The organism is Microbispora sp. CA-135349 (genome assembly GCF_050947365.1).
Classification (GTDB): Bacteria; Actinomycetota; Actinomycetes; order Streptosporangiales; family Streptosporangiaceae; genus Microbispora.
Window position 1 is genome coordinate 7,124,699 of record NZ_CP192001.1, and the last position, 21,737, is coordinate 7,146,435.

The following is a 21,737-nucleotide window of genomic DNA, read 5'->3' on the forward strand; positions in this document are numbered from 1 at the left end:
TTCGAGTAGTTCGGCCATCACGTTGGGTGACGCTAGGCTGATCTCATGACCAGCGTGCTCGATGACTGGCTCCAGCCCCGTGCGGGAGGCGGGGCCGGAGGCGTCTCCGATCGGCTTTCCCGGCTCCGTCCCGCCGCCGGCGAGCGGCGGGACGGCGAGGACCGCGCCGACCACCCCGATGCCGACCACCCCGACGCCGATCACCCCGATGCCGATCACCCCGCCGCCGCCCTCATCCCCACGGGCCCCCAGACGCGGTTCCACGAACGTGTGACCTACGGCCTGCGCACGGCCCTGAACGCGCAGGTCCCGGGCGACCTGGTGGCGGTGAGCCGGATGGACGTCCTGCTGGGGCCGGAGCGGCGCGCCCGTCCCGACGTCTCGCTGGTGGACGACCTCGCCGCCGCCGACGACGAGAGGATCTGCTATCTCGCCGAAGAGGTGCGGCTGGTCATCGAGGTCGTCGGCCCCGACGCGGGCGTCACGGACCGCGACGTGCGGCCGCGGCACTACGCGGCGGCCGGCATCCCCCACTTCTGGCGGGTGGAGAGCAGCGACTGCCGGCCGTTCGTCTACTCCTTCGAACTCGACGCCGACGGCGCCGGATACCAGGTGACCGGCGTCCACCACACCCGTCTCGCGGTGGACACCCCCTTTCCCATCGACATCGATCTCGTACGGCTGCCGCGCTGACTATCGGCGCGGCGACCAGCCGGGCGTCGGGCGGGCGGCGAGGACACCCGACGCCAGTTGGATCGCGCAGGCCCCCAGCCCGGCGAGCAGGGGCACGGTCCAGCCGCCGGACAGCTCGTGGAGCAGGCCGAACGCGAGCGGCCCGAGCGCGGCCAGCACATAGCCGCTCGACTGAGCGACCGCCGACAGCGCGGTCACCGAGGCCGGGTCGGGCGCCCGCAGCGTGATGATCAGCAGGGCGAGCGCGATCGAGGCGCCCTGGCCGAGCCCGAGGACGATCATCCACAGCCACGGCACGGTGGCGGGCGCGAGCAGCACCCCCAGGTATCCACCGACGGTCAGCAGCGCGGCCACCACCACGTGCGGCACCTGGGACCGGGCCCGGCCCGCGTGCAGGGGAACGGCCAGCGCCGCGGCGATCTGCACGAGGTTCGTCAGGCCCAACAGGTAACCCGCCTCGTCCGCGGGCAGGCCGGCGGCCTGGAACACGGTGGGCAGCCAGGCCAGCAAGACATAGAAAGTCAGCGACTGCAGGCCCATGAACGCCATGACCGCCCATGTCGTCGGCGTGCGGAGCAGGGTTCCATAGGGCCGGTGGCCGGGGACGCCGCCGGACCGCCCGGCGATCGGCGCCGTCCGCATCGATGTCGACGCCCACCACAGGACCGCCGCCAGCAGCGCGAGCAGGGCCGGCGACCCCGCCGCCACCCGCCAGCCGACGCGGCCCGCCAGCGGGACCATCGTCGCCGAGGCCAGGGCGGCCCCGCCCACCATGACCGAGACGTACAGACCGGTGAAGAGCCCGATCCGGCCGGGGAAGTGCTGCTTCACGAGGCCCGGCATGACGACGTTCATGACGGCGATGGCCGTGCCCGCCAGGGCGGCGCCGCAGTACAGCGCGGGCACGCCGTCCGCGCTGCGCAGCGCGACACCGGCGGCCAGGACGAGCAGGCCGGCCAGCAGCGTGCGGTCCAGCCCGACCCGGGTGGCCAGCACGGGCGCGACCGGGGCGAGCAGGCCGAGGCACGCCACCATGACCGTGGTGATGGCGCCGCCCCCGGCGGGGCCGAGACCGAGGTCTCGCATGATGGCCGGGAGGAGCGGTGAGACGCCCGCGAGAGCGGGCCTCAGGTTCAGCGCCGCCAGGACGAACCCGGCCACCAGCAGCACGGTTCCCCGATGTTTCGCAATCCCCCTCATCACCCGCCAAACCCTACCGGCCGGTCTCTTTCGGCGCCCGTCGGAGCTGCTTAGTGGATGAGGGCGCGGGCGAGGAGCCGCCGCAGAACGTCCTGCTCCTCTGGGGCCAGGGAGCCCAGGGGGGAGTTCTCGGAGAGCAGGCCGAGGAGGCGTTCGCGGAGTTCGGCGCCCTCGGGGGTCAGGACGAGCTGCTTGGCACGGCGGTTGCCGGGGTGCGGGTGGCGTTCGAGATAGCCCTGCTCTTCCAGGCGGTCGGCGACGAATGTGGCGTTGGACGGCTCGCAGCTCATCCGTTCGGCGAGCTCGCGCAGGGTCATGGGGCGGGTCAGCTCGCGCAGCGCGACACCCTGCGCGGCGGTCAGGCCGAGGGTGGCGGCGCGCACGCCGCGTGGCGGCGCGCACGCCGCGTGGCGGCGCGGCCGCTTGTACGGCGGCGAACTGCCGGACAACCTACGACGGCTGGGCCGCGAGCCGCGGCACATCGAGGCCGTCGCCATCACCCATCTGCACACCGGCCACCTCGGCTGGGCGTGGACCCCCGCGCCCGGCACGGACACCCCGCCGTTCGCGCATGCCACCCACTTCGTCGCGGCGCCCGAGTGGGAGCGGCGCGACCTGGCCGCCGAAGGCGGGGCCACCGCGGAGCGTCTTGCCGCCTTCGCCTCCCGAGTCCACCCCGCCGCGGACGGCGAGGAGATCTTCCCGGGCGTCCGTGCCCGGTTCGCGGCCGGGCACACCGTCGGCCACACCACCTATGTGATCAGCGCCGGCGACCGGCGGCTCATCGCGTTCGGCGACGCGCTCCACTCCCCGGTCCAGGTCACCCGCCCCGAATGGTCCTGCGGGATCGACCACGACCCCGCCGAGTCCGCCGAGCACCGCCGCCGCCTGGTCGAGGAGCTGAGCCGCCCCGGCACGGTGGGCTACGGCGGCCACTTCGCCGATGTGGTCTTCGGACGCGCCGAACGCCGTCCCGACGGCCGCTTCGCCTGGGTCCCCATCGCCTGACGGGCGGGGGCCGGGGTGGGGTGAGCGGGTGCGGGGCCGTACGAATCGGTGAACGTCAGGTCAGGCGCTAGGGTTCGGTCGGGAGGTGGCCATGGCGGAGGAGCACGTCCAGTCACTGGCCCGGGGTCTGGCCGTGATCCGGGCGTTCGACGCGGCGAGCCCGGAGCTGACGCTGAGCGAGGTGGCCCGCAAGACCGGTCTCACCCGCGCCGCGGCGCGCAGGTTCCTGCTGACGCTCGCCGAGCTGGGTTACGTGCGGACCGACGGGCGTCTGTTCTCCCTGTCGCCCCGGGTGCTGGAGCTGGGCTACGCCTACCTTTCGAGCCTCTCCCTGCCCGAGGTCGCGCTGCCGCACCTGGAACGGCTCGCCGCCGAGGTGCACGAGTCGGCGTCGGTCTCCGTGCTCGACGACACCGACATCGTCTACGTGGCCCGCGTACCGACGGCCCGGATCATGCGCGTGACGATAGCGATCGGCACCCGCTTCCCGGCGTACTGCACCTCCATGGGCCGGGTGCTGCTCGCGGGGCTCCCCCCGGAGGACCTCGACGCCTACCTCACCCGCGCCGGCCTGGAGCGGCTGACCCCGCACACGACCACCTCGCCGGTCGCCCTGCGCACCGCGCTCGACCGCGTACGGTCCCAGGGCTGGGCGATGGTGGACCAGGAACTGGAGGAGGGCCTGCGGTCGATCGCGGCGCCGATCAGGGACCGCGACGGCCGGGTGGCGGCCGCGGTCAACATCTCCTCGCACGCCAGCCGCACCACCGTGGAGTCGGCCCGTCGCGACCTGCTTCCCCCGCTGCTCGCCACCGCCGCCAGGATCGAGACCGACCTCCGTGCCACCGGAGGCGCGGGCCGTGTTCTTCCCGCCACCGGAGGCGCGGGCCGCCCTTGAGCAGGCACCCCCGCGTCTCCACAGAAGCGACCATCCCTCACCATGGAATTGACAACGTTGTCTATCGTCGTGAAATGGGGGATGATCTCAGCGTGGGAGAGATGAGACGCGGCCGTCCGACCATGAACGACGTGGCCGCCGCGGCCGGTGTGGCGCTCAAGACCGTCTCCCGCGTCGTCAACAACGAAGCCGGCGTCAACGCCGCGACCGCGGAACGCGTGCAGGCGGCCATAGAACGGCTCGGCTACCGCCGCAACGACAGCGCGCGCATCCTGCGGCGGGGCCGTACGGCGAGCATCGGCCTGGTCATCGAGGACGTCGCCGACGCCTTCTACTCCAGCCTCAGCCGGGCCGTGGAGGACGCCGCACTGCACCACGGCTACCTGCTGTTCACCGGGTCGTCCCGGGAGGACTCGGCCCGCGAGCGCGACGTCGTGCTCGCCTTCTGCGCCCGCCGTGTGGACGGGCTGATCATTGTGCCGGCCGGGGGAGACCACGACTACCTGGCACCCGAGTTCGATGCCGGGATCAAGGCGGTCTTCGCCGACCGGCCGCCCGGGGCGGGATGCGAGGCGGACACCGTCCTGTGCGACAACGTGGGCGGGGCCAGGACGGGAACCGCCCACCTGATCACGCACGGCCACCGCCGCATCGCCTTCCTCGGCGATTCCCCCGACATATTCACCGCCTCGGAACGGCTGCGCGGCTACCGGCAGGCGCTGGCCGCCGCCGGCCTGCCGTACGACGAGGGCCTGGTGGTCATGGGGCCGCCGGACCCGGCGCGGATGCGGGCTGATCTGACCCGGCTGCTCACGGCGTTCGACCCGCCGACCGCGGTGCTGACCGGCAACGGCCGCACCACCGTGGAGACCCTGCGGGCGCTGGCGTCGCTCACCGACGCCGCCGACGCGGGCGCCGCGGGCGGCCTCGCCCTGGTGGGGTTCGACGACTTCGAACTGGCCGACCTGCTGGGCATCACCGTTGTGGCGCAGGATCCCGCCCGGCTCGGCCGTACGGCAGCCGACCTGCTGTTCATGCGCCTGTCCGGGGACGACGGGCCGACCAGCAGGATCGAGCTCACCACGCGGCTGGTTCCGCGGGGCTCGGGCGAACGCCCTCCTCTGCCTCTCCGGGACCGTACGGCGGGCTGATTCGCCTCGGCTCCCGGCCTCAGCCCTTGAGGGCGCCCGCCATGAGACCGCGCATGAAGAACCTGCCGAGCAGCACGTAGACGACCATCGTGGGAATGGACGCCAGGATCGCCGCCGCCATCTGCTGGCTGTACGGCGTCGTCACCGCGCCCGCGATGTTGTTGAGCATGACCGTCGTCGGCCACGAGCTCGGCCCGGTGAGGAAGACCGCGAAGAGGAAGTCGTTCCACATCGAGGTGAACTGCCAGATGATCACCACGGCGAACGCCGGGCCGGAGACCGGCAGCACGATCGACCAGAGCGTCCGCAGCATCCCCGCGCCGTCGACGCGGGACGCCTCGATGAGCTCGTCGGGGATCGTGACGTAGTAGTTGCGGAAGATCAGCGTGCAGATCGGGATGCCGTACACCACGTGGGCGAGGACCAGGCCGGGGATGCCGCCGTACAACTGCACGCCGAGCGTGTCGCCCACGTTCACCATGAGCTGCACCAGCGGGATCATCACGCCCTGGTACGGGATGAACATGCCGAAAAGGAACAGCGTGAACAGCACGTCGGCGCCGGGGAAGCGCCATTTGGACAGCACGTACCCGTTAAGCGATCCGAGGGCGGCGGAGATCAGCGACCCGGGGATCGCGAGCAGGAAGCTGTTGACGATGCCGGGCTCGAGCTTCTCCCAGGCGACGCTCCACGCCTCGGTCGTCCACACCTTCGGGAGGTTCCACGCCTGCGTGGGGTCGGCCTCGCTGAGCGGCTTGAAGCTCGTGACCAGCAGGACGTAGACCGGGATCAGGAAGACCAGGACGAACAGCAGCAGCAGGACGAGCCGCACCCACGCGGCGGCCCTGCCCCGCCCGCGGCCCGGGGCGGCGGGCGCGGCGGCCGGGGCCTTCTCGGCGACGTGCGCGGTCATGAACGCTTCCCCTTACGGGCGTCCCAGATCAGGTAGGGAACGACGAAGACGGCGACGGACAGCACGATGTAGGAGGCGATCGTCGCGCCCTTCGCCGGGTCGTGCGAATCGTAGACCGCCGTCCACATGAAGGTCGCGGGCACGTCGGTGATGATCTGCTTGCCCGACACCGCGACGACGAGGTCGAAGACCTTCAGCGAGATGTGGCCGAGGATGATCAGAGCGGACAGCGTCACCGGGCGCAGCATCGGCAGCACCACGTGCCGGTAGACCCCCCACTCACTGCAGCCGTCCACCCGGGCGGCCTCGCGCAGTTCCTCGGGCACGCCCCGGAACCCGGCGAGGAACAGCGCCATGATGTATCCGGACATCTGCCAGATCGCCGGGATCGCCATGGCGGCCATGCCCCACCCGGGATCGCGGAACCACTGCCACTGCAGGAAGTCGAGCCCCACATAGTGGAAGAGCCGGTTGAGCCCGACCGCCTGATCACCCGTCGCGCTGTTCATCAGCCATCGCCACACCACGCCGGTGGCGATGAAGGAGACGGCCATCGGGAACAGGTAGACGGCGCGGAAGCCGCTCTCCGCCCGGATGCCCTTCTCCATCAGGAAGGCCAGCAGCCAGCCGAGGACGAGCGCGCCGCCGACGAAGACCACGGTGAAGACGATCGCGTGCCGGACCGACAGGCCCCAGCGCTCCTCGCTCCAGATGGAGGTGAAGTTCTCCAGCCCGACGAAGTTGCCGGGGATCTCCGCGATCTCGTCGTGCTTGTCGGTCATGGCGAGCTTGAAGTTCCAGCCCAGCAGGCCGTACACGAAGACCGCGATGAGGATGATCGACGGCGACACCAGGAGTAGCCCGGGCAGCCATCTTCGCACCCGCGTCACTTGTACCTCTCAGGAGATCAAGTACGGCCCACGCCGTTGGGTCTCCGGCGTGGGCCGTACGAGGAGATCAGCTCACTGGCCGCTGTTCTTGGCCGCCGCGACCAGCGCCTGCTGCAACTTGGCGACGTCCTTGTCCTGCTGGAACAGGCCGACCGCGTCGGTGATCGCCTGACGCCACTGGTCGTTGGCGACCACGCCGTGCTGGATCGAGCCGGCCAGCTTGTCGCTCGCCCACTGCTCCAGGTCCCAGGACAGGTAGTCCTTGTAGAGGGACTGGTCGGCGTCCTTGCGGGCCGGGATCGAGCCCTTCAGCGGGTTGAACGCGTCCTGGCCCTCCTTGCTGGCGGCCACCTTCAGCCACGCGATCGCGCCGTCGCGGTTGGGTGCGCCCTTCGGCAGCGTGAAGCTGTCCGACAGCCACATGAAGGTGCCGTCCGTGCCCGGCGACGCGGCCCAGTCGAAGTCCTTGTGCGACTCCTTGCCGAGGCCGCCCTGCGGCGGGTTGTGGAAGTAGCCGTAGGCCCAGTCGCCCATGATGTTGAAGGCCGCCTCGCCGTCGGCGACCTGCTTGGCCGCCGGCTGCCAGTCGTCCTGCGGGCTGCCCGCGTACGACAGGATGGTCTTGAAGTTCTCCAGCGCCTTGGTCACATTGGCGTTGGACCAGTCGGCGTTGGCCGTCCACAGGGCGTTGTAGGCGTCGGTGCCGAGCGAGCCGAGCAGCACGGACTCGAGCAGGTGCACCAGGGTCCACTGCGAGCCGATCGACAGCGGGATCTTCCCGGTCTTCTTGACCTTCTCGAGGTCGGTGACGAACTCCTCGACGGTCTTCGGCGCGCCGTCGATGCCGGCCTTCTTCAGGACCGAGGGGTTGAACCACAGGACGTTCGACCGGTGGATGTTCACCGGCACGGAGTACAGCTGGCCCTGCACCGAGATCTGGTCGATGAGCTGCTGCGGGAAGACTTCCTTGAGCTTCAGCTCGTCGTACAGGAAGTTCAGCGCCTCCAGCTTGCCGCTCTTGATGTAGCCCTGGAGCTCGGCTCCGGCGTGGCCCTGGAAGGTGTCCGGGGGCTGGTTGGCCTGCAGCTTGCTCGACAGCAGCGCGCGGGCCTGGTCGCCCGAGCCGCCGGCGACCGCGGCGTCGAAGAACTCGAAGTCCGGGTTCTGCTTGGCGAAGATCTCACGCATCGCCTTGAGGCCGTCGGCCTCACCGGGACCCGTCCACCACGAGAAGACCTCGACCTTCTTCGCGGCCTGACCGCCTCCGCTCTCCTGCTTGTCACCGCCGCCACAGGCGGAAAGAGTGAGCAGACCTGCAACAGAGACCGCGACGGCCGCCATCCACCGTCGTCTCATCGCAACATTCCCTTCAGGCATCTCAGGAGGATTTCGGGCCCCCGAAGACAGATGTGACTGACAACGTTGTCAGACTGGCCCCATCAACCCACTTCCACCGGTATGTCGTCAAGTTTGGGCCGATAACGTCTCTGCATACCGACTCTGGCCACGCGTTAAGGGCAAGCGTCAAAAGGAACGCCGCGACACGCCCCCGGGAAATCGTCGGCACACGCGCTCACACTGCAGGTATGACGGTCGCACAACAGGGGGGACCTGATCATCTGTCGGAGGACGACCTGCCGGACATGGCGGACGTCGAGTCTCCGCAATGGGCGCGACACTACGGCACGATGGCGGGGCTGGGCTTCCTCACGGTCGCGCGACGGCTGCCCCGGCTGGTCCGGCAGGCACTGGGCATCGCCTGGGAGGCAAGCCGCCGCGACACCGTGGCCACGGTCACGCTGAGCATGCTCGGCGGCGTCTTCACCGCCTTCGGCCTGCTCGCCACCACGGGCGTGCTGACCGCGCTGTTCCAGGCGGGGCCCACCCCCGATCGGGTCCGGGCCGCGCTGCCCAGCCTGCTGCTGGTGGGCCTGGCCGCCACCGCGCGCACGGCCCTGCAGGCCGGGGCGAACTGGGCGCAGTCCCGGCTCGAACCCCAGGTCAGCCGAATCACCGAGGAGCGTCTTTACACGCTGACCAGCCGGGTCGAGCTCGTCTGCTTCGACGATCCCGAGTTTCACGACGCGCTGCAGCGGGCCCGCATGCGCGGCATGCAGATGGCCGAGGCGGTCGTGAGCACGACCATCGACACGTTGACGGGCCTGGTCGGCATCGTGGCCGCGGCGGGCGTGCTGGGCGTGCTGCACCCCGTGCTGCTGCCGCTGCTCCTGCTCGCGGTCGTCCCCGACGCCTGGGCGGCCGTGCGGGCGGCCAGGATGCGCTACACGACGTCTCTCGTGCTCGTCCCGGCCCGGCGCCGCAAGTGGATCATCGAGGAGTTGCTCGCCGACAAGGACACCGCGGCCGAGGTCCGCACGTTCACCATGCGCGGCTTCCTGCTGCGGATGTTCGACGCGGTGGCCCGGAGCGAGCAGCGGGTCATGCTCGACCTCGCGCGGCGGCAGACGGTCGCCCGCGTCCTCGGCGAGGCGCTCAGCGGCCTGGGGCAGGGCGTGGTCTACGTCGCGCTCGGCCTGCTGCTCGCGGCGGGTGCCGTGCCGCTCGCGGTGGCCGGCACCGCGGTGCTGGCGATCCGCTCCGGCCAGACGTCACTGGCCAATGTGATGTTCGCGACGAACCATCTCTACGAGGAGGGTCTCTACTTCACCGACTTCCTGGACTTCGTCGCGCACGCCGAGGGCCGCATCCCGGCCGCCCGGGAACGACAGGCCCCCGACGGGTTCGGCCGCATCACGGTCGAGGACGTCACTTTCTCCTATCCCGCCGCGCCGGCCCCGGCCCTGCGCGGGGTGTCGGTTCGCATCGAGCGCGGCGAGGTCGTGGCCCTCGTCGGGGAGAACGGGTCGGGCAAGACCACCCTCTCCAAGATCCTCGCCGGGCTGTACGAGCCGGACGGAGGCCGCGTCCTGTGGGACGACGTCGACCTGGCCGAGGTCGACCCCGGCAGCCTCCGCCGCAGGATCGCGGTCATCGCCCAGGACCACACCCGCTGGCCGCTGACCGCCCGCCACAACATCACGATGGGCATGGAGAAGGGCGAGACCGAGGTGGCCCGCGCCGCCGAGGTCGCCGGCGCCGACCAGGTCATCGCCGAACTCCCGTACGGCTACCGCACATTGCTCGACCGCAGGTTCAAGAACGGCCACGAGCTGTCGGGCGGGCAGTGGCAGCGAATCGCGGTGGCCCGCGGATTCTACCGGGACGCGCCGTTGCTGATCTGCGACGAGCCCACGGCGGCCCTCGACGCCAGGGCCGAGCACGCGTTGTTCGAGCGGATCCGGCGGCACGCCGACGGCCGGACCGTGCTGCTCATCACCCATCGCCTCGCCAGCGTCCGTTACGCCGACCGCATCTACGTGCTCGACCACGGAAAGGTCCGTGAGCACGGCACGCACGACGAGCTGATCGCCCTCGACGGCGTCTACGCCGAGCTCTACAACCTCCAGGCGGAGGCATACCGGACGACCTGAACGCCAGGCGTGCCCACTTCGGCACTCACGGTCCTTGATCTTGCACTCGACCCGTCAGGAGGCCTGCTCGGGGAGCATGTCGCGCATGGTGCGCACGTCCTTGTAGTACTGGATCTTCCGCTGGATCGCCCCCTGCTTCTGGCGCAGGTCGGCGATCTGGGCCTCGACCTTCCGGTCGTGCTCGTCCAGCAGGGCGATCCGGGCCTCGATGGTGTGCTCGCCCTGCCGTACGAGCTGGGCGAAGCGCAGCATCTCCGCGATCGGCATGCCGGTGTCCCGCAGGCAGCGGACCATGCCGAGCCAGCTCACGTCGTCCTCTGTGAACCGACGCTGGCCCGCCGCGTTACGGCCGACCGGCTCCAGCAGCCCGATCCGTTCGTAGTACCGCAGGGTGTCGAGGCTGAACCCGGTCTCCTCGACGACTTGTCCAGGTGTGTACACGGCCACGCCATTGATCCTGTCACATCGGATCTCGGGCGCAGGCGCGCTGACGAGCTGTAGGTGTCTCGCAAGCGGGGCGCAACTCGCCGCCTTATAACGGGTCCTGACACGTACGATCTGCCCGCGCTCCAAAGGAGCGTCTGGGCGGCGTCCCTTATATAGACAGTGAGACAGAAATGCCCGGCTTCCCCCGCTCAATCGCCGGTGTGGTGACCCTCTCCGCCGCGATCGTGCTGTCGATCCCGATGACCCCGGCCGGCGCCGCGACGCCGGGCGACCGCCTCCCGTGCCGCCCCGGCAGCGGCCCGCATCTCGCCGGCAGGGACCTCACCCGGTCGCCCCTGCCCGCCGACCTGTCCTGTGCGGACCTCCGCGGCGCCAAACTGGACGGCCTGACCGTGCGGAGCGTGCTCATCGGTGCCGATCTGACCGGGGCCTCGCTCAAGGGGGCCCACCTCGGGTACGCCCAGATGGCCGGGGCCAGACTCCGCGAGGCCGACCTTTCCGAGGCCGAGCTGTACTACGCCGACCTGCGCGGCAGCGACCTGCGCCGGGCGACCATGGACGACTCCGCGCCGTACTACGCGCACTTCGAGGGGGCCGACCTCAGCGGGGCCACGATGACGCGGGCCAAGACGTACGGCGCGCAGTTCGACGACGCGAAGCTGGTCGGCGTCGATCTGACCGACGCCTTCGCCTACGGCGCGGACATGCGCCGGGCCGACCTCAGCCGGGTCAAGGCGGCGAAGGCCAGACTCTACGGCGCCACCCTGGTCAGGACCGTGCTCCGGCAGGCGGATCTCAGCGGCGCGCAACTGTACGAGTCGGTGATGACCGGCGCGGACTTCACAGGAGCCGACCTCGCCGGGGCCGACCTGCGTGACGTCAGGGACGCCCGGCTGGCCGGGAGCACGGGCGTGCCCAGGTTCCTGCCCGCGCCCGATCCGTCGTGCGAGCCCGGCAGCGGCCAGGACTACCGGGAACGGGACCTGACCGTGGTCACGGACTTCCCCGACGATCTGAGCTGCGCCGATCTGACCGGCGCCAAACTGGACGGCGTCGACCTGACCGGGACCAAGCTGAACCGCGCGATCCTCCGCGACGTCTCCGCCGTCGGGGCGAGTCTTCGCTCGGCGAAGGGCGCGGACCTGCGCGGTGCACGGCTGCGGCGGGCCAAGCTCGGCAGCGCCGACCTCGTGGGGGCGAACCTGTCGCGGGCGGACCTTTCGGGCGCGGCCCTCGGCAGCGCCAACCTGACGCAGGCGAAGCTGCTCGGCGCCGACCTTCGCGATGCGGAGCTGATCAGCGCCACGGCCGACCAGGCCGACTTCACCGGCGCGAGGCTGGATCGGGCGTATCTCCGCAGCGGCAAGTATCGGGACGCGATCTTCCGTAAGGCCACCTTGACCGACGCCGACGTGTCCTCCGCGCAACTGCGGGGCGCGACGTTCGAGGACGCCGAGGTCACCGGGCTTCAGCAGGACTTCGCCGAGGACATCGACCTGACGGGGTCCTCCAGCCGGATGTCCGCCGGTTGGCTGATCTTCTTCGGCATCGCCGGTTTCGTCGTTCTCTTCATCGCCGTCGGACTGATCACGGCCAGGGCGCGGCGAAGGAGAGCCGCCAGGGAGCAGGCCGCCGCCAGAGCGGTCCGGTTCGAAGACGCCAAGGCCGTCCAGGAGGAGAACGTGACACGGCTGGGCGAGGAGATCGACAACCTGACGCACAGAACCGGCGGTGTCGACTGGAACGCGGTCCTGGACGCCTACGACGCGGCGAAGGAGGCGCTGGCGACGGCCCACGACATGGACGATCTGAAGGACGTGGAGACCATCGTGGCGCGCGGCCGCGCGGCCCTGACACACCGCCGATGACGGCCGCTTGTGCTGGAGTGCGCTCCAGGCGGCAAGGTGGTCGGCATGAGAATCGCTCTGGGAACGATCCCCTTCGGGACCACCGTGGACGAGGCGACCTCGTTCGCCATTCTCGACCGCTTCGTCGAAGGCGGCGGAACGATGCTCGACACGGCCAACAACTATCCGTTCTGGATGGACGGCGCGACCGGCGACGAAAGCGAGGCCACCATCGGCCGGTGGCTCACCTCCCGGCGTAACCGGGACAAGCTGGTGATCAGCACCAAGTGCGGCGCCCGCCCGTCCGTGCCCGGCGCCCGTACGCTCGACGCCGCGGAGGGCCTGTCGGCGGGTGTGGTCCGGGCCGCGATCGAGGGCAGCCTGCGCCGTCTCGGCACCGATCACGTCGACGTCTACTGGGCCCACATCGACGACAGGTCGACGCCGCTGGAGGAGACGGTCGCCGCCTTCGACGAACTGGTGCTCGCCGGCAAGGCCAAGGAGGTCGGCGCGAGCAACCACGCGGTGTGGCGGCTGGAGCGCGCCCGGTCGCTGGCGGCGGCGCGCGGCGGCACAAGCTATCGCCACGTGCAACTGCGCCACTCCTACCTCCGCCCCCGGCCCTGGGTGCACCTGCCAGAAGGCGGTCACACTCAGGTCTCCGACGAGATGCTGGACTACGTGCGTTCCGAGGGCGACCTGACGCTGTGGGTCTACTCCTCGCTGCTGGCGGGCGCGTACACCAGCAAGCCGCTGCCCGAGTACTACGACCACCCGGGCACCACGAGGCGGCTGGCGGTGCTGGACGAGGTGGCCGGCGAGCTCGGCGCGACGCGCAACCAGGTCGTGCTGGCCTGGCTGCGGGCGCAGGGCATCATCCCGATCGTCGGTGTCAGCTCGATGGCCCAGCTCGAAGAGCTCCTGGTCGACGTCAAGCTCGACGACGAGCTGGTCGCCCGCCTCGACGCTCCCGCCTGACCTCCGGCATCCCGGCGGCGGTGGCGCGTGCGCCCGCCGCCGGGCTCGCCTCCCACAGTCACCGGCCCCGCCCGTTCGTTTGCCTCTGCGCTCGTGCCACACCACCTACTCAGAGTCACAGTGATATAACGAAGAGTGACAACAAGCGGCATCCGATTGCCTCGACTTTTACGGTCACTCCGTGATTACGGTTGAACACGAAGCGGTGATACGGCTGTTCCAGGAACGGCCCGATCTTGCCGCCGGGCTCCTGGCCCGTTCCCTTGATGTACAGCTCCCGGAGTTCGACTACGCCGCGGTGGAGTCGGCCGACCTCACCGAGGTCACGCCCGCCTCTCATCACGCCGACTCGGTCATCGTGTTCCGGCGCAAACGTCCCGGTGCCGACCCCGAGCCGGTGATAGCCGTGATCGTGGAGGTTCAGCGAGGTGGCGCTCCCCCGAGAGATCTGGGATCACTTGGAGAGGCACATGAAGACAGAGAGTTACGAGTACCTCAGCGACTGGGCCCGCGAGAACATCGCCAAGGGCATGGCTGAGGGCCAGGCCAAGGGCATGGCCGAGGGCAAGGCCAAGGGCAAGACCGAGGCGATCCTGACCGTGCTGGCCGCCCGCGGCATCGAGGTGCCCGACGAGCTCAACGACAAAATCAGAAAGTGTCGTGATCTCGATCAGCTGGACGCGTGGATCCGCGCCGCCGCCACGGTCCAGTCCGCGGACGCCCTCCTGAGCGACGACCTCTGAGCAGGCTGTTCGATCGGACGTGCGTGGCCCACTCGGGCTCACGAAGTGGAGCCGGGCCGACCTCCGCAGGTGGTGGCCCGGCTTTCGCGTACCTAGGCCAAATGGTCCGAAAGGTAGCGGCGGACGAGGCGTTTGCATTCGGCGATGAGGTCGGGGTCACCCTCGGGGTGGGCACGGAAGGCCAGTTTGAGCACGGCGTCGGCGGCCTCGACGGCGACCACGAAGGCGCGTGACATGCCGTCGCCCGGCGCGACGCCGAGCAACTCCACGACGAGCGAGCGCAGCCGGTCGGCCACGATCACGTTGTTCTCCAGCGCCTCGTCGAGCATCCGCTGGGTGCCGGGCAGGGCGGGGCCGCCGGGAGCGGCGTACACCTCGCCGAAGTCCACCACGCCGAAGCCCGGCGTGGTCCGCTTCATCAGGACGAACTCGTCGATGACGAGGTCCACGGCGTCGGTCCAGTCCGATGGCGGCGCGGCGGCCAGCCGGGAGGAGATCCGGTCCAGGTACGCCTCCAGGTTCCGCAGCGCGAGCGCGCGGACCAGGCTCTGCTTGTCGGTGAAGAACTGATAGAAGGTGCCGATCGGCACCTCGGCCCGGCGAGCGACCTCCTTGGTGGTCAGGGCGGCGTACCCCACCTCGTCGAGCAGCCGGGCGCACTCGTCCAGCATGCGCTCGACCCGCTCCTGGCTGCGCCGCTGTGCGGGCCGCCGGCGCAACGCTCCCCCTGTGGTCATTCCGCCATTCTCTCCCGCTTCCCGGACAATCGAGTTAACATGAGTTCTCCTCATATTTTGAGAGAGGCGGCATCATGTTCCTCTGGGGTACGGCCACCGCGTCCTACCAGATCGAAGGAGCGGTCACCGAGGACGGCAGAGGACTCTCGATCTGGGACACCTTCTCCCACACGCCCGGCAAGGTCCGCGACGGGCACACCGGCGACGTCGCCTGCGACCACTACCACCGTCACACCGAGGACATCGCCCTCATGACCGGGCTGGGCGTCAACGCCTACCGCTTCTCCATCGCCTGGCCGCGGGTGCTGCCCACGGGCCGCGGCCCGGTCAACCGGGCCGGGCTCGACTTCTACGACCGCCTGGTGGACACGCTCTGCGAGAAGGGCATCGCTCCGGTGCCGACGCTCTTCCATTGGGACCTGCCGCAGGCGCTGGAGGACGAGGGCGGCTGGCTCAACCGGGACACCTCACGATATTTCGCGGAATACGCCTCCGTCGTGGCCGAGCGGCTGGCCGACCGCGTGCGCATGTGGATCACACTCAACGAGCCCTTCGTCCACGTGGCGTACGGATACGGGCTGGGCGTGCACGCCCCGGGCAGGCGGCTCATGTTCGACGCGCTGCCGGCGGCCCACCATCAGTTGCTCGGGCACGGCCTGGCCACGCAGGCGCTACGGGCGGCCGGCGCGGAGCAGGTATTGATCACGAACAACTGCACCCCGGTCCGGCCCGCCTCCGACTCCCCGGAGGATCTCGCCGCGGCCGAGACGTACGACATGCTGCACAACCGGCTGTTCAACGAGCCGGTCCTCACCGGCGCCTACCCCGACATCACGGCGTTCGGCGTCGACATCCCCATTGAGTCCGGCGACCTGGAGACCATCGCCCAGCCCCTCGACGGGCTGGGGATCAACTACTACAACCCCACCCGGATCGGCGGCCCCGGCGAGGACGGCCTGCCGTTCCGGATCGAGGAGATCACCGGCGTTCCCCTCACCGCCTTCGGCTGGCCCGTCGTCCCCGACGGCCTGCGCGAGCTGCTCGACGGACTCGAGGCCCGGTACGGCGACGCCCTGCCGCCCGTCTACATCACCGAGAACGGCTGCTCGTACGACGGCCTGGACGACCAGGAGCGGATCGCCTACCTCGACGGCCACATCCAGGCGATGAAGCAGGCGAAGGCGGACGTGCGGGGCTACTTCGTCTGGTCGCTGCTGGACAACTTCGAGTGGGCCGAGGGCTACCACCAGCGGTTCGGGCTGGTCCATGTCGACTTCGAGACCCAGGAGCGCACCCCCAAGGCGTCCTACCACTGGCTGCGCGCGTTCCTCGGAGGTCAGAGCACCGACACGTGAACGTGGTCGTAGTGGTTGGCGGTGATGCCGCCGCGGTCGGACATCATCTTCCACCCGGTGCGCGTACGCATGTCGTAGTAGCGCTGCTGCCAGATGATGTACATGATCCCGTACTCGCTCGCGTGCTGGATGCACCACTGCGCGAGGGCGTCGCCGCGCTCCTTGGCCACGGCGTCGGGCATGCGGCCGCCGCTGCTCATCATGAAGTCGCAGGCCCGGCCCTTGCCGTGCTCACCCGGGTCACCGGCTCGCAGGCAGCCGACCCCGAAGGGCATCGGGAAGTTCTGCATGATGACGTTGCGGGTCGAGATCATCCGCTGGGTCAGGCCGCTGCCGGCGTCGGGCGTCTGGAAGCCGAACTTCGCCATGAGCCGCTCGATCTCGCCGCGCCTGGCCTTGAGTTCCTTGATGTGGGCCTGCAGCTTGTCGATCTCGTCGTCGGCCGCGCGGGCCGCCTTCTTCTGCCTGGCGACCAGGTCCTTGATGCTGTTGAGCCGCTCGGTCCTGGCGGTGCCCAGATAGGCCAGCGTCGCCAGCGAGCTCGGGTCGGCCGACAGGGATAGGAGCCGGGACACGTCCATGCCTCCGGTCATGTACGAGGTCTGGGCGAACGCCACCACCTGCCGCTGAGCCGCGATCAGGTCCACCTTCAGCTTCTTGACCCTGCCGGACGCCTTCTGCGCGGCCAGCTTCGCGTCCTCCAGGCTGAGGATCTCGCCGCGGTACTCCTTCTGGAGCGTGGCGGCCTCCTGGGTGAGCTTGCGGAGTTTCGCCTGCCGGTCCGGCTCGGCCTCGGCGGTGATCGCGCCCGAGACGGACGGTGCGACGAGCAGCGCGGTGGTGACCACCGCCAGCCTGGCCCAGCGCCGCACGTGACCTCCACTCGGATTCGGCTCGAAACTATAGAAGAGGATCTTTACGGACTGCTACCGGAACAGGTGAAGCGCTTGGTCCCAAAGCGGACAACAGCCTGAAGCGTACGGCCCAACGGTCGTCGGCCATCACGCCGGGCGTCCGCGGACTATCACGGTCCGATGTGTCGCGACGCGCCACGTAGCCCGCCGGGTCCACGGGTACGTGAGCCGGGAGGGCGCACCCCGGCTCGGGAGGTTCAGCGATGAGCCGACTCACCACGGTTCTCCCGCACACGATGCACGCGGCGGTCCTGTTCGGGCCGGGGGACCTGCGGGTCGTCGACCGTCCCGTCCCCGAGCCCCGGGCCGAGGAGGTGCTCGTCCGGGTGGCCATGTGCGGGATCTGCGGCACCGACCTGAAGATCCTCGACGGGCACTTCCCGCAGACCCCTCCGTACGGTGAGTACATCCCGGGCCACGAGTGGACCGGCACCGTCGCGGCCTGCGGTGCGACGGTGGACGAGTTCGCGCCCGGTGACCGGGTGTGCATCGAGGCACACCACGGATGCGGGCGGTGCGGCAACTGCCTGACCGGCAAGTACACCGCCTGCCTCAACTACGGCGACCGCGCCAAGGGGCACCGGGCGAGCGGGATTACGACGAACGGCGGCTTCGCGGAGTACGCCGTCCACCACGTCAGCGCGCTCTACCGGCTGCCCGCCCACCTCACGGCCGAGGACGCCGTTCTCGCCACCACGGCCGGCACCGGACTGTACGGCCTGGACACCGCCGGCGGCTACATCGTCGGGCAGGACGTCGCGGTCTTCGGCCCCGGCCCCGTCGGGCTGATGACGGCGCAGATATGCAAGCGCATGGGCGCTGCCCAGGTGATCCTCATCGGCACTCGGGAGTCCCGGCTGCGACTCGGCCGCGAGCTGGGGGCAGACCACACGGTGAACGCCACCGAGGCCGACCCGGTCGCGGCGGTGCTCGACCACACCGGCGAGCTGGGCGTCGACCTCGCGATCGACGCCTCCGGGTCCCCCGGTGTGCCCCAGCAGTGTGCCCAGGTGACCAAGCGCGGCGGCAAGATCCTGTTCGTCGCGTTCTACCCGGAGGCCGTCCGGCTCGACCTGAGCGCGGTGGTCCGCAGGGGCATCACCATGTACACCTCGCGGGGCGAGGGGGGCGACAGCGTCCGGCGCGCCGTCGCCTTGGCGGCCGCGGGCATGGTCCAGGGCCGTGCACTGGTCACCCATCGCTATCCCCTGGAGGAGATCAACGAAGCGTTCCGGACCCTGCGCGAGCGCGAGGGGGACCCGTTGAAGGTCGTTGTCGCCCCCTGAACGGCGCGGGGTATCACAGCGACGTGGGGGATGGCCGATGTACCAGCAGATCCTCGCCCCGATCGGCGGCTCCTTGGCGCTGTCCGCCGCGGTGGCGTCGTCTCCCCTGATCGTCCTGCTCGTGTCGCTCGGCGTTCTCCGCCTACGGGCCGACGTCGCGGCGGCCTGCGGGCTGCTCGCCGCCGTGCTGATCGCCGCGTTCGCCTACCGCCTGCCGGCGACGCCGCTCCTCAGCGGTATTGCGCAGGGCGCGGCGTTCGGCATCTTCCCCATCGCCTGGATCATGGTCAACGCGGTATGGGTGAACCGCCTGCTCGACGCCTCCGGGCTCCTGTCCGTCGTCCGGCGCACGTTCACGAGCCTGTCAGACGACCGGCGGGTCCAGGCGCTCGTGGTGGCGTTCTACTTCGGCGCCCTGTTGGAGGCGACGGCGGGTTTCGGCGCGCCCGTGGTCGTGGTGGCCGCGATCCTCCTCGCGCTCGGCCTGGCCCCGATCCGCGCCGCGACCGTGGCGATGTTCGCCGACGCCGGAGGCGCCGCCTTCGGCTCGATGGGGACTCCGATCGCGGCTCTTGCGAAGGCGGCGAGCCTGCCGGCGGAGGAGCTGGGCCGGATGACCGGGCGCCAGTCCGCCGTCGTGGCGCTCTTCGTGCCCTTCGTCATCCTGCTGGTGCTGGACGGACGGCGCGGGGTTCATCGCACGATTTCGACCCTTCACCGGGTTCGGCGGCGACCACACTGCGCGCGTTCTCCCCCTACCTGACGCTTATCGTGCTCCTTGCCCTGGTCGCGATCGACAATCCCGTCGCCCGTTTCGCCAACGGCCTCGCGGTCACGTTCCCCTGGCCCGGCGTGGAGGTTCTCGGCGTCGACGGCAGGCCGCTGAAGCCGGCCGTCTTCCAGTTCAACTGGCTCACCGCCACCGGAACGGTCGTGCTGGTGGCCGGGCTCATCTCGACGGCGGCCCTGCGGCTACCCGCCGCGTCGCCCTGCGCGAGTACGGCATGGCCCTGGCGGGAATCCGCCGTGCCGCGGTCACTGTCACCCTGCTGATGGGGCTCGCCTACCTGATGAACTATTCGGGCCAGTCGTGACCATCGGCACCTGGCTGGCCGGTGCCGGCGGCGCGTTCATCATCCTGCTGTCTCCGCTGCTCGGCCGGCTCGGGGTGGCGCTGACCGGGTCCGACACCTCGTCGAACGCGCTCTTCGGCGCCATACAGGTGACGGGGGCGGGCAAGATCGGGGTCAGTCCGATACTGCTCGCGGCGACCAACGGCGAGGCGGGCGTCCTGGGAAAGCCGATCAGCCCGCAGAACCTCGCCATGGCGGCGGCGGTGGCGGGAACGGCCGTCCGGGAGGCGACCCTGTTCCGCCGTACCTTGGAGCCTCGGGCTGCTCATCGGGTTCACCGTCCTGGTCACCCTGATGGCGGCGGGCCCTCTGTCCTGGCTGGTTGTGCGGTGAGCGGACACCGGCTGCGCCGGGCCGCCGGCCCTCGGTGCGGGTCCGCGCGATGTGGGGGACAGCCATCCGGCCTCCGGCTCGTCCCACGGCCGGCGGCTCTTGCCAAGGCAGAGCAGAAAGTGATTCGGTCTCTCTGTGTGCGCGAAGGCGCGCCCGATCAGGAGGCAGGCATGCTGCAGCACGACACGCTGTTCATCGGGGGCGACTGGGTGGCCCCCGCGGGCACGGGCACGATCGAGGTGATCTCCCCCCACAGCGAGGAGGTCGTCGGCCGGGTGCCGGACGGCACCGCCGCCGACATGGACCGGGCCGTCGCGGCCGCCAGGGACGCCTTCGACAACGGGCCCTGGCCGCGGATGACGATGGCCGAGCGCGCGGCGATCGTGGGACGGCTGGCGGAGATCTACGAGACGCGCCAGGCCGAGATGGCCGAGATCATCACGGCGGAGATGGGCTCTCCGATCACGTTCTCCCAGCTCGCCCAGGCGCCGCAGCCGCTGGGCATGCTCAAGTACTTCGCCGCTCTCGGCACGACGTTCCCCGTCGAGGAGGAACGGCCCGGCCTGTTCGGCCCAATGATCGTCCGCCGCGAGCCGGTCGGCGTGGTGGCGGCCGTCGTCCCCTGGAACGTCCCCCAGTTCGTCCTCATGACCAAGCTGGCCCCGGCGCTCGTCGCGGGCTGCACCCTGGTGGTCAAGCCGGCCCCCGAGACGCCTCTCGACTCCTACCTGCTGGCCGAGATGATCCAGGAGGCCGGCATCCCCTCCGGGGTCGTGAACATCGTCGCGGCCGGCCGTGAGGCGGGCGAGCACCTGGTCTCCCACCCGGACGTCGACAAGGTCGCGTTCACCGGCTCGACCGCCGCCGGGCGCAGGATCGCGGCGATCTGCGGCGAACAGCTCAAGCGCTGCACGCTCGAACTCGGCGGCAAATCGGCGGCGATCATCCTGGACGACTGCGATCTGCCCTCGGCCATGGGCTTCCTGTCGATGGCCTCGCTCATGAACAACGGCCAGGCGTGCGTCGCCCAGACCCGCATCCTCGCCTCCCGCAACCGGTACGACGAGGTCGTCCAGGCCGTCGCCGAGATGGTGACGAGCCAGCGGGTGGGCGACCCCGCCGACCCGGCCACCGGCATCGGACCGTTGGTGGCCAAGCGCCAGCAGGAGCGGGTCGAGGGCTACATCAGGTCGGGCATCGAGGAGGGCGCCAAGCCGGTCGTCGGCGGCCTCGACCGGCCGTACGACCGGGGCTGGTACGTCGCCCCGACCGTCTTCGCCGGGGCCACCAACGACATGCGCATCGCCCGTGAGGAGATCTTCGGCCCGGTGCTGACGGTGATCCCGTACGAGGACGAGGAGGACGCGGTGCGGATCGCCAACGACAGCGACTACGGCCTGTCGGGCTCGGTCTGGACCGCCGACACCGATCACGGAGTGGACGTCGCGCGCCGGGTGCGCACCGGCACCTACGGCGTCAACATGATGCACACGCTTGACGCGAACGCGCCGTTCGGCGGCTTCAAGGCCAGCGGCCTCGGCCGGGAGCTCGGACCCGAGGGCCTGTCGGCCTACCTGGAGTACAAGTCGATCGCCCGCCTGGGCTGAACGCGTGCCCTGAACGCCTGCTTTGAACGCCTGGCTGAACGCGTCCCTCCGGCCCGGTACGGCCTGTGTGCCGTACCGGGCCGGTGAAACCGCCCAGCGCGCCCCCGCGACGC

The 21,737-nt window shown here is 70.3% G+C and carries 21 protein-coding genes and 1 pseudogene; 14 read left to right on the forward strand and 8 right to left on the reverse strand.

What is annotated here, in order from left to right; translation table 11 throughout:
- Positions 1 to 45 precede the first annotated feature (45 nt).
- Positions 46 to 693, forward strand: coding sequence for a Uma2 family endonuclease (locus tag ACQPZZ_RS32830; protein WP_432925493.1), 648 nt, complete (start codon positions 46 to 48; stop codon positions 691 to 693).
- Here ACQPZZ_RS32830 and ACQPZZ_RS32835 read toward each other — a convergent pair whose 3' ends face one another.
- Both ACQPZZ_RS32835 and ACQPZZ_RS32840 read right to left on the reverse strand, forming a co-directional pair.
- Positions 694 to 1,893 carry an MFS transporter gene (locus ACQPZZ_RS32835; protein WP_432934628.1) on the reverse strand — a complete coding sequence of 400 codons (1,200 nt, stop codon included), beginning with the start codon at positions 1,891 to 1,893 and terminating at the stop codon, positions 694 to 696.
- Between the two features lie 50 nt (positions 1,894 to 1,943).
- Positions 1,944 to 2,276, reverse strand: a complete 333-nt coding sequence (locus tag ACQPZZ_RS32840) for a MarR family winged helix-turn-helix transcriptional regulator (RefSeq protein ID WP_432925495.1) — start codon at positions 2,274 to 2,276, stop codon at positions 1,944 to 1,946.
- Between ACQPZZ_RS32840 and ACQPZZ_RS32845 the strand changes: the two genes are divergently transcribed.
- The 3 genes from ACQPZZ_RS32845 (at position 2,263) to ACQPZZ_RS32855 (ending at position 4,950) form a co-directional block, all read left to right on the forward strand.
- On the forward strand, positions 2,263 to 2,901 hold the full coding sequence (locus tag ACQPZZ_RS32845) for an MBL fold metallo-hydrolase (protein ID WP_432925497.1): 639 nt from the start codon (positions 2,263 to 2,265) through the stop codon (positions 2,899 to 2,901). The two genes, ACQPZZ_RS32840 and ACQPZZ_RS32845, sit on opposite strands and share 14 nt — an antisense overlap.
- Positions 2,902 to 2,992: 91 nt before the next feature.
- Positions 2,993 to 3,799, forward strand: a complete 807-nt coding sequence (locus ACQPZZ_RS32850; protein WP_432925499.1) for an IclR family transcriptional regulator — start codon at positions 2,993 to 2,995, stop codon at positions 3,797 to 3,799.
- A gap of 74 nt (positions 3,800 to 3,873) precedes the next feature.
- Positions 3,874 to 4,950, forward strand: a complete 1,077-nt coding sequence (locus ACQPZZ_RS32855) for a LacI family DNA-binding transcriptional regulator (protein ID WP_432925501.1) — start codon at positions 3,874 to 3,876, stop codon at positions 4,948 to 4,950.
- A gap of 19 nt (positions 4,951 to 4,969) precedes the next feature.
- On the opposite strand, the gene ACQPZZ_RS32860 is transcribed toward ACQPZZ_RS32855, so the two are convergent.
- The 3 genes from ACQPZZ_RS32860 to ACQPZZ_RS32870 all read right to left on the reverse strand — a co-directional run bounded on the left by ACQPZZ_RS32860 (position 4,970) and on the right by ACQPZZ_RS32870 (position 8,109).
- Complete coding sequence (locus ACQPZZ_RS32860; RefSeq protein ID WP_432925503.1) at positions 4,970 to 5,863, reverse strand: carbohydrate ABC transporter permease; 894 nt, start codon at positions 5,861 to 5,863, stop codon at positions 4,970 to 4,972.
- Positions 5,860 to 6,744 carry a carbohydrate ABC transporter permease gene (locus tag ACQPZZ_RS32865; protein ID WP_432925505.1) on the reverse strand — a complete coding sequence of 295 codons (885 nt, stop codon included), beginning with the start codon at positions 6,742 to 6,744 and terminating at the stop codon, positions 5,860 to 5,862. Before ACQPZZ_RS32865 ends, ACQPZZ_RS32860 begins: the two co-directional genes overlap by 4 nt.
- Before the next feature lie 81 nt (positions 6,745 to 6,825).
- The gene (locus ACQPZZ_RS32870) at positions 6,826 to 8,109 is read right to left on the reverse strand and encodes an ABC transporter substrate-binding protein (protein ID WP_432925507.1); all 1,284 of its coding nucleotides are present in this window, start codon (positions 8,107 to 8,109) and stop codon (positions 6,826 to 6,828) included.
- Positions 8,110 to 8,339: 230 nt separating this feature from the next.
- Between ACQPZZ_RS32870 and ACQPZZ_RS32875 the strand changes: the two genes are divergently transcribed.
- A complete protein-coding gene (locus ACQPZZ_RS32875; protein ID WP_432925509.1) occupies positions 8,340 to 10,244 on the forward strand; it encodes an ABC transporter ATP-binding protein in 1,905 nt (634 codons plus the stop codon).
- A gap of 54 nt (positions 10,245 to 10,298) precedes the next feature.
- Here ACQPZZ_RS32875 and ACQPZZ_RS32880 read toward each other — a convergent pair whose 3' ends face one another.
- Positions 10,299 to 10,691, reverse strand: a complete 393-nt coding sequence (locus ACQPZZ_RS32880) for a MerR family transcriptional regulator (RefSeq protein ID WP_432925511.1) — start codon at positions 10,689 to 10,691, stop codon at positions 10,299 to 10,301.
- A gap of 170 nt (positions 10,692 to 10,861) precedes the next feature.
- Between ACQPZZ_RS32880 and ACQPZZ_RS32885 the strand changes: the two genes are divergently transcribed.
- The 3 genes from ACQPZZ_RS32885 (at position 10,862) to ACQPZZ_RS32895 (ending at position 14,259) form a co-directional block, all read left to right on the forward strand.
- Positions 10,862 to 12,559: a pentapeptide repeat-containing protein gene (locus ACQPZZ_RS32885; RefSeq protein WP_432925513.1), complete on the forward strand. Its 1,698-nt coding sequence runs from the start codon at positions 10,862 to 10,864 to the stop codon at positions 12,557 to 12,559.
- Positions 12,560 to 12,604: 45 nt separating this feature from the next.
- A complete protein-coding gene (locus ACQPZZ_RS32890; protein ID WP_432925515.1) occupies positions 12,605 to 13,516 on the forward strand; it encodes an aldo/keto reductase in 912 nt (303 codons plus the stop codon).
- A 470-nt stretch (positions 13,517 to 13,986) separates the two neighbouring features.
- On the forward strand, positions 13,987 to 14,259 hold the full coding sequence (locus ACQPZZ_RS32895; RefSeq protein ID WP_432925517.1) for a hypothetical protein: 273 nt from the start codon (positions 13,987 to 13,989) through the stop codon (positions 14,257 to 14,259).
- A 92-nt stretch (positions 14,260 to 14,351) separates the two neighbouring features.
- Here ACQPZZ_RS32895 and ACQPZZ_RS32900 read toward each other — a convergent pair whose 3' ends face one another.
- Positions 14,352 to 14,996 (reverse strand): TetR family transcriptional regulator, encoded by a 645-nt coding sequence (locus ACQPZZ_RS32900; protein WP_432925519.1) that lies wholly within the window; start codon positions 14,994 to 14,996, stop codon positions 14,352 to 14,354.
- Between the two features lie 74 nt (positions 14,997 to 15,070).
- Here ACQPZZ_RS32900 and ACQPZZ_RS32905 point away from each other — a divergent pair, with 74 nt between their 5' ends.
- A complete protein-coding gene (locus ACQPZZ_RS32905) occupies positions 15,071 to 16,351 on the forward strand; it encodes a GH1 family beta-glucosidase (RefSeq protein WP_432925521.1) in 1,281 nt (426 codons plus the stop codon).
- Here ACQPZZ_RS32905 and ACQPZZ_RS32910 read toward each other — a convergent pair.
- Positions 16,333 to 17,223, reverse strand: coding sequence for a coiled-coil domain-containing protein (locus ACQPZZ_RS32910; protein ID WP_363644135.1), 891 nt, complete (start codon positions 17,221 to 17,223; stop codon positions 16,333 to 16,335). The genes ACQPZZ_RS32905 and ACQPZZ_RS32910 overlap by 19 nt on opposite strands.
- A gap of 245 nt (positions 17,224 to 17,468) precedes the next feature.
- On the opposite strand from ACQPZZ_RS32910, the gene ACQPZZ_RS32915 reads away from it, so the two are divergent.
- From ACQPZZ_RS32915 to ACQPZZ_RS32935, 5 genes and pseudogenes are all read left to right on the forward strand, one after another.
- Entirely contained in the window at positions 17,469 to 18,551 is a 1,083-nt protein-coding gene (locus ACQPZZ_RS32915) for a zinc-dependent alcohol dehydrogenase (RefSeq protein ID WP_432925524.1), read from the forward strand.
- A 37-nt stretch (positions 18,552 to 18,588) separates the two neighbouring features.
- Complete coding sequence (locus ACQPZZ_RS32920; RefSeq protein WP_432925526.1) at positions 18,589 to 19,314, forward strand: L-lactate permease; 726 nt, start codon at positions 18,589 to 18,591, stop codon at positions 19,312 to 19,314.
- Between the two features lie 8 nt (positions 19,315 to 19,322).
- Positions 19,323 to 19,604 carry a hypothetical protein gene (locus tag ACQPZZ_RS32925; protein ID WP_432925528.1) on the forward strand — a complete coding sequence of 94 codons (282 nt, stop codon included), beginning with the start codon at positions 19,323 to 19,325 and terminating at the stop codon, positions 19,602 to 19,604.
- Positions 19,605 to 19,641: 37 nt separating this feature from the next.
- Positions 19,642 to 19,929: pseudogene (locus ACQPZZ_RS32930) on the forward strand (L-lactate permease); the annotation flags it as partial.
- Between the two features lie 258 nt (positions 19,930 to 20,187).
- Positions 20,188 to 21,624 carry an aldehyde dehydrogenase gene (locus tag ACQPZZ_RS32935; RefSeq protein WP_432934630.1) on the forward strand — a complete coding sequence of 479 codons (1,437 nt, stop codon included), beginning with the start codon at positions 20,188 to 20,190 and terminating at the stop codon, positions 21,622 to 21,624.
- Positions 21,625 to 21,737: the final 113 nt, after the last annotated feature.